At 65.8% G+C, this 16,723-nt stretch carries 12 protein-coding genes; 3 read left to right on the forward strand and 9 right to left on the reverse strand.

Annotated elements, in window-relative coordinates; all coding sequences use genetic code 11:
- Positions 1-119: 119 nt before the first annotated feature.
- The 3 genes from Q0629_RS08030 to Q0629_RS08040 are packed head-to-tail and all read right to left on the reverse strand — an operon-like array spanning position 120 to position 2,872.
- Positions 120-1,100 carry an ABC transporter permease gene (locus Q0629_RS08030; RefSeq protein WP_298781154.1) on the reverse strand — a complete coding sequence of 327 codons (981 nt, stop codon included), beginning with the start codon at positions 1,098-1,100 and terminating at the stop codon, positions 120-122.
- Entirely contained in the window at positions 1,097-1,882 is a 786-nt protein-coding gene (locus tag Q0629_RS08035; protein WP_298781156.1) for an ATP-binding cassette domain-containing protein, read from the reverse strand. Before Q0629_RS08035 ends, Q0629_RS08030 begins: the two co-directional genes overlap by 4 nt.
- A 3-nt stretch (positions 1,883-1,885) precedes the next feature.
- On the reverse strand, positions 1,886-2,872 hold the full coding sequence (locus tag Q0629_RS08040) for a substrate-binding domain-containing protein (RefSeq protein ID WP_298781159.1): 987 nt from the start codon (positions 2,870-2,872) through the stop codon (positions 1,886-1,888).
- 553 nt (positions 2,873-3,425) lie between these two features.
- Here Q0629_RS08040 and Q0629_RS08045 point away from each other — a divergent pair.
- A complete protein-coding gene (locus tag Q0629_RS08045; protein ID WP_298781161.1) occupies positions 3,426-4,754 on the forward strand; it encodes a cation:proton antiporter in 1,329 nt (442 codons plus the stop codon).
- A gap of 89 nt (positions 4,755-4,843) precedes the next feature.
- Here Q0629_RS08045 and Q0629_RS08050 read toward each other — a convergent pair whose 3' ends face one another.
- Genes Q0629_RS08050 through uvrA form a run of 3 tightly spaced genes read right to left on the reverse strand, consistent with a single transcriptional unit; the run spans position 4,844 to position 9,426 of the window.
- Complete coding sequence (locus Q0629_RS08050) at positions 4,844-5,665, reverse strand: pyrroline-5-carboxylate reductase dimerization domain-containing protein (protein WP_298781164.1); 822 nt, start codon at positions 5,663-5,665, stop codon at positions 4,844-4,846.
- Between the two features lie 3 nt (positions 5,666-5,668).
- Positions 5,669-6,586, reverse strand: a complete 918-nt coding sequence (rlmB, locus tag Q0629_RS08055; RefSeq protein WP_298781166.1) for a 23S rRNA (guanosine(2251)-2'-O)-methyltransferase RlmB — start codon at positions 6,584-6,586, stop codon at positions 5,669-5,671.
- 5 nt (positions 6,587-6,591) lie between these two features.
- Entirely contained in the window at positions 6,592-9,426 is a 2,835-nt protein-coding gene (uvrA, locus tag Q0629_RS08060; RefSeq protein ID WP_298781168.1) for an excinuclease ABC subunit UvrA, read from the reverse strand.
- A 203-nt stretch (positions 9,427-9,629) separates the two neighbouring features.
- Between uvrA and Q0629_RS08065 the strand changes: the two genes are divergently transcribed.
- On the forward strand, positions 9,630-11,891 hold the full coding sequence (locus tag Q0629_RS08065) for a mechanosensitive ion channel domain-containing protein (protein ID WP_298781172.1): 2,262 nt from the start codon (positions 9,630-9,632) through the stop codon (positions 11,889-11,891).
- An 84-nt stretch (positions 11,892-11,975) separates the two neighbouring features.
- Here the strand turns inward: Q0629_RS08065 and Q0629_RS08070 are convergent, their stop codons facing one another.
- A complete protein-coding gene (locus Q0629_RS08070; RefSeq protein ID WP_298781175.1) occupies positions 11,976-13,409 on the reverse strand; it encodes a TIGR00366 family protein in 1,434 nt (477 codons plus the stop codon).
- A gap of 55 nt (positions 13,410-13,464) precedes the next feature.
- Positions 13,465-14,910 (reverse strand): beta-Ala-His dipeptidase, encoded by a 1,446-nt coding sequence (gene pepD / locus Q0629_RS08075; RefSeq protein WP_298781177.1) that lies wholly within the window; start codon positions 14,908-14,910, stop codon positions 13,465-13,467.
- Positions 14,911-15,314: 404 nt separating this feature from the next.
- Here pepD and Q0629_RS08080 point away from each other — a divergent pair, with 404 nt between their 5' ends.
- A complete protein-coding gene (locus Q0629_RS08080; protein ID WP_298781179.1) occupies positions 15,315-16,340 on the forward strand; it encodes a dihydrodipicolinate reductase in 1,026 nt (341 codons plus the stop codon).
- Positions 16,341-16,472: 132 nt separating this feature from the next.
- On the opposite strand, the gene Q0629_RS08085 is transcribed toward Q0629_RS08080, so the two are convergent.
- On the reverse strand, positions 16,473-16,723 hold a 251-nt coding region (locus tag Q0629_RS08085; RefSeq protein ID WP_298781181.1), incomplete at its 5' end, for a hypothetical protein.

The following is a 16,723-nucleotide window of genomic DNA, read 5'->3' on the forward strand; positions in this document are numbered from 1 at the left end:
ACCACCTTCCGCCCCCCCTCGACGGCCTCCTTGATCCGCACCGGACCGGCGGGAAGGGCCTCCCTCATTTTCTGTAAGATGGCGTCGATATCGTGCATGTTGAACCCCCCTAAGGTTACTCAGCTTCCGACGCCGTTCCCGCGCCGACGCGCGGTCAGGGCGTAGAAGGACACGGAACAAACCAACACGAGGCCGTGTACGAAGCGCGTCCAAAAGCCGGACCACCCCGCACTGACGACCCCTGCCTCGATCATGCCGATCACCGCAGCTCCTGCCGTCGTACCCCAGACGCTGCCGCTGCCGCCGTACACGGAAGTTCCCCCAATGAACACGGAGGCGAAGACCAGCAGAAGGTACCCCTCGCCCTGAGTAGGCCACCAGTTGGCCAGCTCCAGGCACGCCAAAATTCCAGAGAAGGCGGCCGTCAGGCCCAGCAGGACGAACACCGCGACGCGGGCTCGCGCCACCGGAAGCCCCATCATCCGCGCGACCTCCCGGTCGTCGCCAATGAAGCGCAGGGCATCTCCCCAAGAGGTGCGGTGCAAGATCACTGCCGTGACGACGGCCAGCCCCAGAGCCCACAAAAACTGCGCGGGGATCAACCCGCCGACGCGCCCGACGAACAGGGCGGTAAACGGCAGCCGACGGACGAAGGGCAAGGCAACCGCAAGCCCGCCGGAGAGCAACATCACGCAGCCCCGCCAGAGGAAATCGAACCCGATCGTCACGACGATCGAGGGCACCCCCGTCTTGACCACGACCAGCCCGTTGATCAGGCCGATGCCTGCCCCCGCGGCGAGCCCCGCCACGAGGCCAGTCGCTGCGGACCCCGTGGCCTTCGCCACGACGGCGAACAGGAAGCTGGACATCGCCATGTTCGAGGCGAAGGACAGGTCCATCTCCCCGGCCACGACCACCAGGGTCATCCCCATCGCGACGATCGCCACGAAGGGGATGGTCGTCATAAACGAGAGGTAGATGTAGCGGGAGAGAAACGTCGCGGGCGCGGTCAGGACGAAGAAGCCCCAGAGCAGCAGGAGCACCGCGGTGATGGGAAGCTGGAGCGCAAGGGCCGAGCGCAGCCGAAAGCCTGCGTTCATAGCGCGACCTCCCTCAGACGCGCTGTCAGCTCCGGCAGCGTCAGCGCTCCGCGCGTCCACTCCCCCGCGTTGAGCCCGTGGGACAGGACGACGAAACGATCCGCCACCGCCCAGACGTGATCGATGCTGTGGGTGATGAACACCACGGACTTTCCCCGTTCCCGCACCCCGCAGATGAACTCCAGAACCTTGTCCACCTCGCTCAGGGCCAGGGCCGTCGTCGGTTCGTCCAGGACGACGAGCTCGGCATCGAAGTACATGGCCCGCCCGATGGCCAGCCCCTGCCGCTCCCCGCCCGACAACACTCCGGCACGGGTGTCCGGGGTCAGGCGACCTCCTCCCAGCCCCATGCGCGCCAGGAGCTCCGCGGTGACGCGGCGTTCCTCCGCCACGTCGATCAGCCCCCAATCAGGAAACTGCGAGCTGCTAAAGTGAATATGCCGGCCCACGAAGACGTTGCGCCACAGGGACTGCTGCAGGCCCAGCGCCCTGTCCTGATAGACGGTTTCGATGCCCAGGCCCCGCGCACGGGAAACGCCGGACCGCGTCCAGTCGAGCTTCCGGCCCCGAAAGAGAAACGTCCCCGCATCCGCGCCGTAGAGGCCCGACAACACCTTGATCAGGGTGGACTTGCCCGCCCCGTTGTCGCCCAGCAGGCCAACGATCTCCGCAGCGTTCACGCGGAAGTTGACACCCCGAAGGGCCTCCACGTTCCCGAAGGACTTACGGATGCCCCGCATCTCAACCAGGGCGGCGTCCGCCCCGCCTTTCCCGCCCTCCACGCTTCAGCGCACGCCCTTCTCTGCCAGAGGGGCAATCTGTTCAATGTTGTCCTTGTCCACGAACCCGCCCGCCGTGTCGATCACCAGCCCGCCGAATCCGCAGAGGCGCGACTGAACGAGATTCACAACGGCCAGATAGCCGATGAGGTAGGGCTGTCCCTCGCCCACGAGGTCCAGGTAGCCGGAACGGATGGCCTCGGCCGTCGCAGGGGAGAGGCTGAAGCCGGCCACCGCCACGCGGTCGGGGTCCATCCCCGCGGACCGGAGGGCGTTCCCGGACTGCGCCGTCAACGCTCCGTGATCGATGACGACGAGCTTGCAATCCTCATGGGAGGAGAGGTAGCCCGTCAGGACCGGAGCGCCCAGCGTCGCGTCCTTGTTGATCTCAGGCGAGATCTCGATGTAGTCCGCCGTCAATCCCGCCTTCTCGAACACGTCCAGGATGGCCAGGGCGCGCCGCCCGCGTCCGGGCAGACTCTTCAAACCCCAGACCATGACCCGGTCTCCCTCCTTGAGGCCGAACTGCGTAACGCAGCGCTCGGCCAGCATCCTGCCCTGATTGTAGTTGTCCGGGCCGATCAGCCCGAAACCGCGGGATTGGTACTTTTTGTAGAGGCGGGGCAGCGGCGTGTCAACGCAGGTGACGAGAGCTCCCTGGGCATAGGCTTGATCGATCAGGGGCTCATAGGCGTCGTCGCCGGGGACCCCAATGACGACCATTCCGTCCGGCTTCGAGGTCAGGCCCTGACGGAAGTTCTCCAACATCTTCTCGGCGTTCCAGTCGGAGTAGACGAACGCGATGTCAAGGTCCAGGTCCCGCGCCGCAGCCGCAGCGCCGTTCTGCAGCACGGTTCCGTAGGACTCGCCGGGGCCGCCGCCCGTGTCGAACCAGACCTTGAAGCGTTTCGCCTCCTGGCTCGCGTCGACGCCGAAGGCCATGGACGGAAACAGGACGAGCGCAACCAACAACAGAGCAACTGCTTTTTTCATGAACACACAATCCTCCTCAGGACTTAAAAAATGACACGACTGCGCGACGCGGAACACCTCCCCTGCCGTCGGGCACGGGACGTTCGCGTGTCGCTATGGAAATAAATAGATGAAGGGAAGACCCCATCAAGGGGGTCAACGAACGGTACGGAAGGGGGACGAGAGGGCGGGGCCTGTCGAAATCGTCTTTACGATGCAGGACCGATCCTCAGAGGACCGCACCGAACGATGCATCCCGTGCACCGCGGCTCAGTGCGTCAGGAAAAACCGAACATGGCGATCCTCCTCCCGTCTTAAAGGGTGCGGGGCCATGCCGTTCAGACCAACTCCCCGACCAAGGCCCCGCGTAAGTATGCGTCAAGGGGGATGGTAAAGTCAAGGGGGGCAAAAACGTAATCTCGCCGTCCCGAAGCAGGTCGCAAGGAACTCCCCGGAACGGCTGGAAATTCCCTTCAGCCCTTTCTTTTAAAATCTCCGGAAGTATGGTATAACGCTCATTATGCCCCGCATACGGGACAGCGATCGACAGTCGCATCAACGGGAGGGATCGTCTTTGGATTACACTTATCTCTTGAGCCTTTGCGTCATTCTCTTATCCACGAAGATATTCAGCCTCATCTCGCGCCGCGCCCAGCTGCCGCAGGTGGTGGGCGCCTTGATGGCGGGACTGATCTTCGGCCCCGCAGTGCTGGGACAGCTCACGAACGCCCTCTTCGGCGTCCGGTTCTGCCTCATGCCCTCGCCGCTCCTCTCCCGGCTGGCGGAGCTGGGGGTCATCGTCCTGATGTTCACCGCCGGCATGGGGACCAGCGTCAAGGACCTGAAGGCATCCGGCAAGGCGGGGTTCCTCGTGGCGCTCCTCGGCGTGCTGACGCCGCTCGGCATGGGGGCGCTGATGCTCTACGCCTTTGAGCCGGCCACGAACTTGGAGTCCGCCCTGTTCCTGGGCTCCGTCCTTACCGCCACCTCCGTTTCCATCACCGTGGAGGCCCTGAAGGAGATCAACATGCTGGCCACGAAGGTGGGCAACACGATCCTCGCGGCGGCGCTCATCGACGACATCTTGGGCCTGATCTGCCTCACGATCGTCAGCGGGATGGGAGGGGAGCAGGTGAGCCTGGCGCTCATCGGCGTGAGGCTCCTGGGCTTCTTCGCCTTCGTGGGCATCGCCGCCGTCGCCTACCACCGGGCCATGGTGTGGATGGACCATCGAAATGCGGAGAGGAACCTGCGCCGCTACCCCGTGGCGGGCTTTGCCTTCTGCCTCTTCATGGCCTGGACCGCCGAGGTGGTGTTCGGCATCGCGGACATCACGGGGGCCTTCGCCGCAGGCATGATCATCGCCATGGCGCCCAAGGGACAGTACATCGCCAGCAAGTTCGACACGATGGGCTACCTCCTGCTGACGCCCGTCTTCTTCGCCAACATCGGCCTCGAGGTTTCCATCCCCAGCATGTCCGGCTGGCTCGTCTTCTTCACGCTGGTGCTGGTGCTGGTGGGCGTCGCCTCCAAGCTCATCGGCTGCGGCCTGGGCGCGAAGCTCTGCGGCTTCACCAATCGGCAGTGCGTTCAGACGGGGCTCGGCATGGTGTGCCGCGGCGAGGTCGCGCTGATCGTCGCCAACAAGGGCATCGCCATGCACGCCATCCACGAGCAGTACCTTGGCCCGATCATCATCATGATCATCGCCTGCACCATCCTCTCCCCGGCCATGCTGAAGGCGGCCTTCAGGGGTGAAACCTCCGCGGAGAAGGAGAGCCGCCTGATCGAAAACTATACCCTCACCGAGAAGACCGAGAGGATTCTGGGGCGCCTGTTCAACCGCCACCATCGAAGGCAGAAACTGGAGGACATCCGCTCGAACCAGCAGCGCGAGGATTGACCGGGAATAACCGTCCGATGCGAAGCGCGGGGCCGAGGACGCCCCGTCAAGGCGCCTCCGGCCCCGCGCTCCACCGCGAAGTCCCTGCCTCAGCGCAGGGACTTCGCGACGTTCTGCGTCAGGACGCTGCCCTTCCGCGCCGTGCTCGTCACGGCGTCCATCATGACGCCACGGACGCCGCGGCGCTCGATCTCCGCAACGCCCTCGATGGTCATGCCGCCGGGGGTACAGACCGCATCCCTCAGATCGGAGGGCACCCGGCCGGAGTGCGTCACCAGCCGCGCTGCACCCAGCGCAGCCGCCGCAGCGCCCCGGTAAGCCAGGGCCTTTGGAAGCCCCGCCTGGATGCCCCCCATGGCGGCCCCCTCCAGGAGCTCCAAAAAGAACGCGGGTCCGGCTCCGATCAGGGCGGTCAGGGCGTCCAGCTTGCCCTCCTCCGTAAACTCCGCGTCCCCCAGCAGGGAGAAGGCCGCGCGAAGCCACTCCCCGTCCTCCGGCGCGCACCCGCTCGAGACGACCACGCCGCTGAAGGCCGCGTTCATCGCCGCGCACACGTTCGTCATGACGCGCGTCCAACGGGCCTCCGGGGCCGCCTCCTCCAGCAGGGACAGGGACACCGCCGCTGCCAGCGAGACGCAGAGTTTCCCCCCTAGGGCGTCGCGCAGTTCCCTTACCGCCCCCAGGGTCAGGTGGGGTTTCAGGGCGAACATCACCACCTCCGCGCCGCGGGCCGCCTCGGCGTTGTCTGCGATCAATTGGACGCCATCCTGCGCCACCTCCGGCCGACGTTCCGGATGGGGGCACGAAGCCGTCACCCGGCACCCCGCCTTGGCCAGTCCGCGCGCCACGGCGCCCCCCAGGGCTCCCGCTCCAATCACAGCGATACCCGTTCTCCTGACGTCCTTCTCCACGACCTAATCCCCTCCTTGAGCCGAAGCGGACGCGCGGGTCCGGCTCCACGCGAACATCCCAAGCGCCGCGGCCACGCTGGCGTTGAGTGACCCCACGCCACCCTGGATGGGGATTCGCAGCAACTGGTCGCAGTTCTCGCTCACGAGGCGCGACAGCCCCTCCCCCTCGGCGCCGACGACGAGGGCCAGGCGCGCCGGCAGCTCGTCCTCCCACAGGCTGACCTCCGCGCGCCCCTCAAGGCCCACGGTCCAGAAGCCCGCGGTCTGAAGCTGCGCGAGCGTCCGAACGACGTTGACCACCGGGATCATCGGAAGGCGCAGTGAGGCGCCGGCGCTGGTCTTGACCACCGTCCCACCCGGCAGCGCGGAGCGGCGGCGCGAGTAGACCGCAGCGGCAGCCCCGGCAGCCTCGGCGGAGCGCACGATGGCCCCCAGGTTGTGGGGGTCCTCCACGTGGTCCAGCACCACGATCAGGGCTGGGGCCTCTGCGGGCAGGGCCTTCAAAAAGGGCTCCAGGTCCACGGGAACCGTTTCCGTCAGCCGGCAGGCCACCCCCTGATGGCGTTCTCCGGGGCAGAGCTTGTCCAGGGCCTCCGGCGCCACCAGCTGATACACGACGCGCCCAGCCCGTGCCAGGTCCACCAGCTCATCCAGGTAGGGCGGCCGAACGTTGTTGGCGATCAGGAGCCGCGTGCATCGCGAGGGCGTGTTCCGCACCAGGTCCAGCACGGGCTGGCGCCCCCAGCAGACGTCGTCCGGCGGCAGGGCCCGTTCTGCGGGCCTGCGAAGGGCCTCCTCGCGCGGGGACCGACCCCGCCGCGCCTCCGTGGGGCGTCCTGGCCCCCTCAGGTCGGGACGCCTGCGCCCCTCCCCGCCGCTCCGGCGCGGCCCGCCCTTTCCTCCGCTGAATCGTTCCGCCATGTGTCCTACGCTCCTTTGAGGGCCACTGCCCCCTCGATCTCCTGCGCGTACTCCCGCAGGAAACGCGCCGTGTACCCCTTTTTCCGCATCACCTGTTCGGGGGTGCCCTCCGCCACGATGCGGCCGCCGCCCTCCCCGCCTTCCGGCCCCAGGTCGATGATGTGGTCCGCCGACAGCAGGACGTCCAGGTTGTGCTCGATGACCACCACCGTGCTGCCGTTGTCGGCGATGCGGTGGAGGATCTCCATCAGCTTTCTCACGTCCGTGTAGAACAGGCCCGTCGTGGGCTCGTCCAACAGGTAGAGCGTCCGGCTGCTGAACTTCTTCGACAGCTCCTTCGAGAGCTTCACCCGCTGGGCCTCGCCCCCCGACAGCGTCAGGGCCGACTGCCCAAGGCGGATGTAGCCCAGGCCGGCGTCCTGAATCAGCCGCAGGCGGCCCGCGATGCGAGGGATGTCTCCGAAGAACTCCGCGGCGTCGTCCACCGTCATGGCCAGGACGTCCGCGATGGACCGGTCCTTGAAGCGCACCTCCAGCGTTTCGTGATTGTAGCGCGTCCCGCCGCACACCTCGCAGTCCACGTAGATGTCCGGCAGGAAGAGCATGGATATCTTCATGGACCCTGCGCCGCCGCAGGCCTCGCAGCGGCCGCCCTTCACGTTGAAGCTGAAGCGCCCCGCGTTGTAGCCGCGTATCTTCGCTCCGGGCAGCCCCGCGTAGAACTCCCGGATCAGGGAGAAGACCCCCGTGTAGGTGGCGGGGTTCGACCGCGGCGTGCGCCCGATGGGGCTCTGATCCACCAACACGACGTTGTCGAACGCCTCCGCCCCCTCGATGGCCCGGAAGCGGCCCGGACGCTCGCGAAAGTCGCGGTCCAGCCTGCGCCGGAGGCCGCGGTAGAGCACGTCGTAGAGGAAGCTGCTCTTGCCGGAGCCCGACACGCCGCAGAGACAGGTGAACGCGCCCAGGGGAATCTTGACGTCGATGTTCTTCAGGTTGTGGTGCGCGGCACCCCGTACCGTGAGCCAGCCCTGGGGCCTCCGCCGCTCGCTCCGCCGCACGATGCCCGAAGCCTCGCCCCGCAGGTAGGGCCCCGTGAGTCCGTTTGAGGCCACCACCGCCTCGTAGGACCCGTTCTGCAGCACCTCCCCGCCCAACTCTCCCGCCGCCGGCCCCATCTCGATGAGCGCGTCCGCCGCCTTCATCGTCTCGCGGTCGTGCTCCACCACCACCACGGTGTTGCCGAGGTCCCGAATGGAGTCCAGAGAGCGCACCAGCCGCTCCGTGTCGCGGGAGTGCAGCCCGATGGTGGGCTCGTCCAACACGTAGAGCACGCCACTGAGGTTTGAGCCTATCTGTGTCGCCAGGCGGATGCGCTGGCTCTCGCCCCCCGACAGCGTGTCCGCCCGACGAAGGAGGGTCAAATAGCCCACGCCCACGTCCACCAGGAAGTCCAGCCGCCGGCGTATCTCGCTCAGCACCTGCTCCACGATGCTGGTCTCCGTCCGCCCCAGGTCCAGCCGGCGCATCCTCAGGGCCAGCTCGTCGATGGGCATGACCATCAGGTCTCCGATGCCGTGACCTCCCACCTTCACGTTCAGGGCCTCCGGGCGCAGGCGCAGGCCTCCACAGGCCCGGCAGACGTCCTCTTCTCGATAGGCTGCCAGTTCCTCCAGGGTCTTCTCGGACTCCGTGTCCCTCAGCATGGTTTCAAGCCAGTTGACGACGCCCTCGTAGCGCCCCATGTAGGGCCGCGCGACGCCCCCCTCGTCGAACACCATGGGGACCCGTTCCGCGCCGCTGCCGTTCCAGATGAAGCTCCGGACCGCCTCAGGCAGGTCCCCGTACTTCGGCGTCAGGTCCCAGCCGTACTTCTCCGCAAAGAGCCGAATCTTCTTAACGTAGTAGGGCTTCGTCTTCCATGGGATGATGGCCCCCTCCAGCACGGACCGGTCCGGGTCGATGACCAGGTCCTCGGAGAAGTGCTCGTGGCTGCCCAGGCCGCTGCAGTCGGGACAGGCGCCGAAGGGGCTGTTGAAGGAGAAGAGGCGCGGCTCGATCTCCGGCATGGCGATGCCGCACTCCGCGCAGGCGTACTTCTCCGTCATCATGTACTCCTTCTCCCCCTCGGCGGCGATGAGCACGTATCCGTCCGACTGTCTCATGGCCGCCTCGACGGACTCCGCGATGCGGCTCCGGCGGTCCTCCGCCACGCGCAGGCGGTCGATGACCACCTCGATGCTGTGGCGCTTCCGCTTGTCCAGGTCGATCTCGTCCTCAAGGTACAGGGTGGCCCCGTCCACGCGCACGCGGGAGTAGCCCTTCTCGCGGACCTGGGTCAGGAGGTTCTTGAACTCGCCCTTCTTGCCGCGCACCAGCGGCGCGAGGACCTCGATGCGCTGCCCCGCGTCGTTCTGCAGGATGTGAGCCACGATCTCGTCGATGGAGCGGCGCTCCACCGGCTTCCCGCACTGCGGGCAGTAGGGGACGCCGATGCGGCCGTAGAGCAGGCGGAAGTAGTCGTAGATCTCCGTCACGGTGCCCACGGTGGAGCGCGGGTTGTGCCCCGTCCCCTTCTGCTCGATGGATATGGCCGGGGAGAGCCCCGTGATCTCGTCCACGTCCGGCTTCTTCTGGACGCCCAGGAACTGGCGTGCGTAGGCGGACAGGGACTCCACGTAGCGTCGCTGGCCCTCGGCGTAGAGCGTGTCAAAGGCCAGCGAGGACTTGCCGGAGCCGGAGGGCCCCGTGATCACCACCAGGCTGCCGCGGGGGATGTCCACGCTCACGTTCTTCAGGTTGTGCTCCCGCGCACCCCTGATGTGAATACAATCGGTCAAAAGATGTTTTCTCCTTCGTTCGCTACCGCTCGGCACCTCTCCGGCGCACCGGGGACTGCCGAATGCGATATAATCTTCAACGGGTTTCAACCCCTCGATGGGGCGTCCCCTCACGTTCACCGCGTATTCTATCATGAAGCACGGCACGGGATGAGGGCCAGCGGCGCCTCATCCCGAATCGTCGAATCGAAAGAGGTGAGGACATGACGTCAGGACGCCCCGGCGCACCGGCCGGGAAGCTTCTCCTCATGCTCCTCCTGGCGCTGACGCCGCTCCTCCGGCCCACGGCGGCCGGCGCAGCGGACGACTGGACGCCCCCTACGGACGTCGTTCAGGCACAGGAGGAGATCAGCAGGGACATTGCACAGCGTCAGGCTGCCGTCGAGGCGGCGCTGGGCGACGAAAAGCTGACGAGCATCGACATCGCCGCGCGCATGAAGCAGCTTGACGGGCTAGCCGCGACGGCCTCCGAGGACGCGGCGGGCTGGGGCTTCAGCGCGGAGCAGCGCGAGCAGTACGCGCGCCTCCTCTCCGACCTGAGCATGGACTGGTCCGCCTACGGCTCCATGCTCCAGAGCCAGCCGCCCCGGGCCACAGACGCTTCAGAGCTCCCTGCATCGCAAGACCTCGCGGCAGCAGCCGACGTCGACTTCAGCGACGGCCTCCTGATGCGTATCCAGAAGGCGACCAACGAATTGGACGTGCAGATGTTCTACCTGCAGTCCAAGCTTGGCGTGCTCAAGCTGAGCCAGTCGGACATCGAGAGCCTGGAGGGCGGTGCGGTGGCCGACGACGGCTCCCCGACGCCGCCGAAGCTTCAGGAGCTGAAGCTGGAGTTGGCCCGCGTGAGGATGGCGGCCTCATGGGCCCAGGTCCTGGCCGCAAAGCAGATCTGCGACGCGAACGTCGCGCTCATCCGGGACATGAGGGCGCAGCTGGCCTCCGTCAAGGGGCGGCTCACCTTCCCGGAGGCCCTGCTCAACGCCCACATCGCCAGCCTGGACCGGGAGATCGACGAAACGGCGGCGCAGCTTGAGAACGGCCGGGGCATGCTGCTGAGCGCGGCCTCCGACCTGACGAAGGCCTACGCCGCTATGAAGTCGGCCGACGTTCTGCCCCTCACCGCTGCCTCTTCGCGCTACCTGGAGCGCAAGACCAACATGAACAAGCTGGAGTACTCGGCCATCTTCCTGGAGGACAAGGTCCGCTGTCTGCGGGAGGCGCAGGAGCTGTGGCGGAAGCGCTACAAGCTCTTTCACAACCAGGTTTCCGGCCAGGATATCTGGCAATACCGCAGCGACGCCAGGAGCAGGATCGCCGAGCTGGAACGCCAGCTCGAGGCCGTCCAATTGATGAAGAGTGAGCTTCAGCGCAGCATCGCCACGATGACCGCCCAGGCGGAAGGGACCGACGGTCGGACCCGGCAGAACCTCGGCCAGGCCCTCCAGAACGCGAAGGACACCGTCACCAACGTCCTGAACCTCTACTCCTCCCTGATCCCGAACCAGATCTTCCTGCTGCAGACGTTCTACGACGAGGCCAGCGAAAAGCTCAACGCCGTGCGCATCGCGGAGAAGGTCGGCAGCTTCGGCAAGGCCACGGTCATGGACTTCCTCAACACGAAGCTCTGGGAGGGCGAGGGCTACGCCGTCACCGTCATCAAGCTGATCACCGCCCTCCTGGTGTTCGTTTCAAGCTTCTTCCTGAGCTCCTGGGGGAGCCGGTGGATCCAGCGGTGGATCCTCTACAGCCTCCCCTCAAAGACCACGGCGGCCGGCGCAGCGCAGCGCATCGTCTTCTACGTCCTGTGGTTCGCCTTTGTCCTCATCGCCCTGCAGATCGTCAACATCCCCCTGACGGCCTTCGCGTTCCTGGGCGGCGCGATAGCGGTGGCCATTGGATTTGGAGCCCAAAACCTCTTCAATAACCTCATCAGCGGCTTCATCCTCATCTTCAGTCGGCCCTTCAAGGTGGGAGACATCATCGAGGTTGACGGCACCAATGGGATCGTCGAGGACATCGGCTCCCGCTCCACGCGCATCCGCACCTGGGAGAGCTTCGACGTCATCGTGCCCAACCGCTATCTGCTGGAGAACCGCGTCACGAACTGGACGGGCAGCGACGTGAAGAAGCGCGAGGTGCTGAAGGTTCAGGTAGCTTATGGCACGGACACGCGCCGCGTGGAGGAGCTCCTGATGAAGGTCATCCGGGACCACAGCAAGGCGCTGAAGGACCCGGCTCCCTTCGTGCTGTTCCGGGACTTCGGGGCGGGCAGCCTGGAGTTCGAGATGTACTACTGGGTGGACCTGATGGCGGCCTCCACGATGAAGGTGGCAAGCGACATGCGGCATCACATCGCCTCCCTGTTCCGGCAGGAGGGCATCGAGATCCCCTTTCCCCGCACGGACGTGTACCTCGTCCCGCCCGTCGGAGGATCGGAAACGCAGGGCACGCTCGACCCGTGACGCACGAAGGGGGCGGCCGTTTGACGGCCGCCTCCTTCATATTCCCTTCATATTCACCAAATCTCTGCCGCGTCCGGCGGCGCCCTACAGCCCCAGCAGCACCGCCGCTGCGATGCCTATGGCCTGCATCAGGAGCCCGATCCCGAACAGCGGGAGGAAGAACTTATACCACTTGTTCAGGGGGATGTGGGCGATCGCGCAGATGATGGGGATGTCCGCCGTGGGCCACATGACGTTGGAGAGGCCGTCGCCGAACTGAAACGCCAACACGGCCACCTGACGGCTGATGCCCAGGAGGTCCGCCAGCGGCGCCATGATGGGCATGGTGACGACCGCCTGCCCGCTGCCGGAGGGGATGAAGAAGTTGATGAGGTTCTGCACCACCAGCATCCCCTCAGCCGCCAGCCACTTGGGCAGGACGGAGAGCGGCAGGGAGCAGTAGTAGGCCACCGTGTCGATGATGTGCCCCTTCTGCAGGATCACCAGCATCGTGCGCCCGAAGGCGATGAGGAGGCACCCGGCGGCTATGTCGCAGAAGCCGTCCGCGAAGGCCTTCGCCGTGCCATTGATCCCCAGGCCGCCCACCATTCCGCCCAGGATGCCCATGAGCACAAAGAGCGCGCCCAGCTCGTTGAAGTACCAGCCCTGAGCGATGACGCCCCACATCAGGACGCCCACGGCCCCCAGGCAGATGAGGCACACCAGCTTATACCGCAGGGTGAACTTCATGGAAACGAGCTCGTCGTGGTCCATGTGGAGCTCTCCCATGTCCACGTCCCGGAGGAGGCTCTGCGTCGGGTCCGCCTTGACGCGGGCCGCGTAGCGCGCAATGTAGAGCGCCGACACCGCGAAGAACGACAGGCTGAGGACCAGCCGGAAGGGCCAGCCGGAGAGCAGGGGCAGCTCCGCGCACTTCTGGGCAAGGATCACGGTGAAAGGGTTCATGATGGCCGCGGAGTAGCCCATCCCCACCCCCACGGCCACCGTGGCCGCGCCGACCATCCCGTCATAGCCCATGGCGATGGCCATGCCCACGAACAGCGGCAGGAAGCCGAAGCTCTCCTCGAACATGCCGAAGATCGACGCGCAGAAGCCGAAGACGAACAGAAAGAAGGGCATGATGTAACGGCGCTGGCTCTCCCCGAAGGCCCGGAGCATGGCCCCCACCGCCGCGTGCAGCGCCTTCGTCCTCAGCACCACGTACCAGGAGGTGTAGGCGAAGAACACGAACCCCACCACGTCCGCTCCTTCGATGAACCCCTCCATGTACGCGATGAAGAGCCCGAAGAAGGACACGGGCGTCTGCTCCACCGTCTTAAAGGTGCCGGGCACGACGACGTTTCGCCCCACCGCCTCGTTGAGCACGCGGTCGAACTCGCCGGCGGGCAGCAGCCAGGTGCCGACGACGGCCAGGACGGCGAGGAAGAAGAGGATCGCGTAGGTGTGAGGCGCCGTGACCCTCTCAAGAAAGGACGGCCCCCGTTCGCCCCGTTCCAGCTCCAGCCTCTCATCCATCATAAAATCCCCCTTCACATAAGTATTTGTAGAATTGCCCGGCCTGCCGGGCCTTGCCTCAATTCACGCTCGACAACACGCGGCGGAGGTACTGGTGCGTCCTCCGGACGGACTGGACGCTCACCCGCTCGGAGGGCGAATGGAAGCTCCAGGCGTTCGGCCCGATAGCCACGGCGTCGAGGTCCGGCCTCTGCTGAAGCAGACACCCCACCTCGATCCCCGCATGGGCCGTCAGGACCCGCGGCGCAGCGCCAAAGAGTGCCTCATAGGCCCCGACGCACAGCTCCCGCAGGGGCGACCGGGGGCGGAACTCCCACCCCGGATAGAGGTCGCCGCACCGACAACTCCCGCCCAACAGCCCCGCAAGGCGCTCCATCCGCTGGTAGAGGTACGTCCTCAGGCTGTCCCGCGCCGACCGCAGCTCAAGGGTCAGGCGCAGTTCCCGGCCGTCGAAACGAACCTCCCCCAGGTTGTCCGACGTGTCCACCAACCCCTCCAGCATCTCGTTCATCTGAAAGATTCCGTCCGGCGTCAGGACCAGGGCGGAGATCACAGGTCCTAGCTCCGCGGCGGCCGGCGGGGCCTCCGGCTCCCGCTCCAACGTCACGCGCACCTCGTCCCCCGACACGGCCAGCTCGTGGCGCATGTCCTCCCTGAGCGCGGCCAGGTCCCCCCTGAGCGCGGACTCCTCCGTGGGATTCAGACAGACGACGGCCTCCGCATCCCTGGGGATGGCCAGGCGAAAGCTGCCGCCGCGGATGGAGGCCAGGCGCGCCCCTCGGCGCTCCGCAGCAATCAAGAGGCGCGCCAGCAGGACGTTGGCGTTCCCGCGCCCGCGGTGGATGTCCTCGCCAGAGTGCCCGCCCCGCAGCCCGGACACAGCCAGGCGATAGGCTGTGAACCCCGGCGGAAGGGGCTCCGCCGTCATGGGAAGGCAGAGGTCCACCCTCATGCCGCCGCAGCTGCCGCACAGCAGGGAATCGTCCTCCGCGTGGTCCAGGTTGATGAGGAAGTGCGAACGGATCTTCCCCGCGTCGAAGTTCAGCGCGCCGCTGAAGTCCGTTTCCTCCGCGACGGTGAAGAGAGCCTCAAGGGCCGGGTGCTCCAGCGAGTCATCCTGAAGCAGCTCCATGGCCATGGCCACGCCGATGCCGTCATCCGCCCCCAGCGTGGTGCGGCCTCCCGTGGACAGCAAATCCCCCTCCAGAACCCATTCAATGGGGTCCCGCGCGAAGTCGTGCTCGACGCCCGGCGCCTTCTCGCACACCATGTCCAGATGCGCCTGGAGCAGGACGCCCGGCGCCGCCTCCCGGCCCGGCGTGGCGGTCTTGCGGACGAGGACGTTGTTCACCGCGTCCCGCTCCGCCTCAAGCCCCAGGCCCTTCGCCCAGGCCAGCACGTGGTCGCTCAGCGCCCTCTCGTTTCCGCTGCCGTGCGGGATCTGGCAGATATCGTAAAAGTGCCGAAACACCGGCTTACGCCTCAGCGCGTCCAACGTCATCATCAACCCTTCCTTGCAGCCCCGTTTTATTACTGCGACATACTAAATAACAATAGCAATACTTTATAACCGGACAGACCTTTTGTCAAGGCGCCCGGCGTTCCGGTGTCAATAGCCAGGGAAAAGCCACCCTTGAGTCATCCAGCTCTGAGGCAACTCTGAACCATGGTGACTATTTTTTCTGAAAGAGCGCTTCTGGGGGGGGCGAGCGTGTGATTTCTCGCAGGTTCGCCCTTATTTTATTTTGTCGCATTACAGGGTGGCATGATCACGGATCAACGACACTTTTTCATCAAAGGGCTTGACTCTCATCCTGCATCAGGGTTTATGATCTGGTCATCCAGAGGTCCCGGAACCACTTCTCGCGGTCAGGTTATTTAAAACCATAATCAGGAGGCGGAGTCGCTATGAAAAAGGTCAAAGTCGTTCAATATGGGTGCGGCAAGATGAGCAAGCAGACCCTTCGATACGCCTACGAGCACGGCGCCCAGATCGTCGGCGCCATCGACGTCAACCCGAAGATCGTCGGGATGGACGTCGGCGACTGGGCGGGCCTCGGCATCAAGACGGGCGTCCTCATATCCAACGACGCGGATAAGGTGTTGGACGAGTGTGACGCGGACGTGGCCATCGTCACGCTCTTCAGCTTCATCAAGGACATCTACGATCACGTGGAAAAGTGCGTCTCCCGCGGCATCAACGTGATCACCACCTGCGAGGAGGCCATCTATCCGTGGACCACCTCCGCAGCCCAGATCAACCGTCTGGACGCCCTCGCCAAGGAGAACGCCTGCACCATCACCGGCGCCGGGATGCAGGACATCTTCTGGATCAACATGGTCGCCATGGTGGCCGGCGGCTGCAACAAGATCACGAAAATCAAGGGCGCCTACAGCTACAACGTGGACGAATACGGCATGGCACTGGCGAAGGCGCACGGCTGCGACCTCACGCCTGAGGAATTTGAGGCCAGGATTGCGCATCCGGCGGAATTTGAGCCCTCCTACGCATGGAACGCCACGGAGGCGCTCTGCAACAAGCTGGGGCTGACGATCAAGTCCATCTCCCAGAAGCACGTCCCCTACACCGCGGACAAGGACCTCCACAGCAGCACGATGGGCAAGGACATCAAGGCCGGCCGGTGCATCGGGATGTCCGCCGTCGTCACGGCCGAGACGATGCAGGGGATCACCGTAGAGGAGGAGACCATCGGCAAGGTCTATGGACCGGAGGACGGCGACATGTGCGACTGGAAGATCACCGGCGAGCCGAACGCGGAGTTTCACGTCGTCAAGCCGGCCACCGTCGAGCACACCTGCGCGACGATCGTCAATCGCATCCCCTCGCTGCTGCGCGCGCCGTCGGGCTACGTCACGGCCGACCAGCTGGACGAGATCGCCTACCTGACGTATCCGATGGAGCTCTACTGCTGACGGACCAGCCGACGCCAGGGCATTGACCGACACCAGGTTGCGGCAGCCGTCCCAGGATCGGACGGCTGCCGCAGTCCGTTCAGAGGGCGTTTTGCACGGGCCTCCGGCGTTGGGTGAACTTGTGGAACAGCCTCATCGCCCCATCCGCCCTACGCGCCAAACGGCCACCGCGGCCGCGCTCGCGAAGACCCCCAGCCCCAGCCAGACGGGGACGCGCCACGGGGCCGTGTAGCCCTCCCCCTCCGCGCCGGGCTCCGGGGGCGCCTTGAAGGCCTCACCATCCCACGAATCGGCGATCGCCAGGGTCACCTCCAGGGCGTCCCCAGTGAACTCTTCCGCCGGGCGTCGGGACCCCTCCAACGGGGGCGGTGCGTCGCATCCAA

The sequence above is a fragment of the uncultured Fretibacterium sp. genome (assembly GCF_938030725.1).
Lineage (GTDB): Bacteria > Synergistota > Synergistia > Synergistales > Aminobacteriaceae > Fretibacterium.

Coding starts and splice junctions, on each gene's coding strand:
- Q0629_RS08030 (WP_298781154.1), bottom strand. CDS start 1,100: ATGAACGCAGGCTTTCGGCTGCGCTCGGCCCTTGCGCTCCAGCTTCCC.
- Q0629_RS08040 (WP_298781159.1), bottom strand. CDS start 2,872: ATGAAAAAAGCAGTTGCTCTGTTGTTGGTTGCGCTCGTCCTGTTTCCG.
- rlmB (WP_298781166.1), bottom strand. CDS start 6,586: ATGGCGGAACGATTCAGCGGAGGAAAGGGCGGGCCGCGCCGGAGCGGC.
- Q0629_RS08065 (WP_298781172.1), top strand. CDS start 9,630: ATGACGTCAGGACGCCCCGGCGCACCGGCCGGGAAGCTTCTCCTCATG.
- Q0629_RS08070 (WP_298781175.1), bottom strand. CDS start 13,409: ATGATGGATGAGAGGCTGGAGCTGGAACGGGGCGAACGGGGGCCGTCC.
- pepD (WP_298781177.1), bottom strand. CDS start 14,910: ATGATGACGTTGGACGCGCTGAGGCGTAAGCCGGTGTTTCGGCACTTT.
- Q0629_RS08080 (WP_298781179.1), top strand. CDS start 15,315: ATGAAAAAGGTCAAAGTCGTTCAATATGGGTGCGGCAAGATGAGCAAG.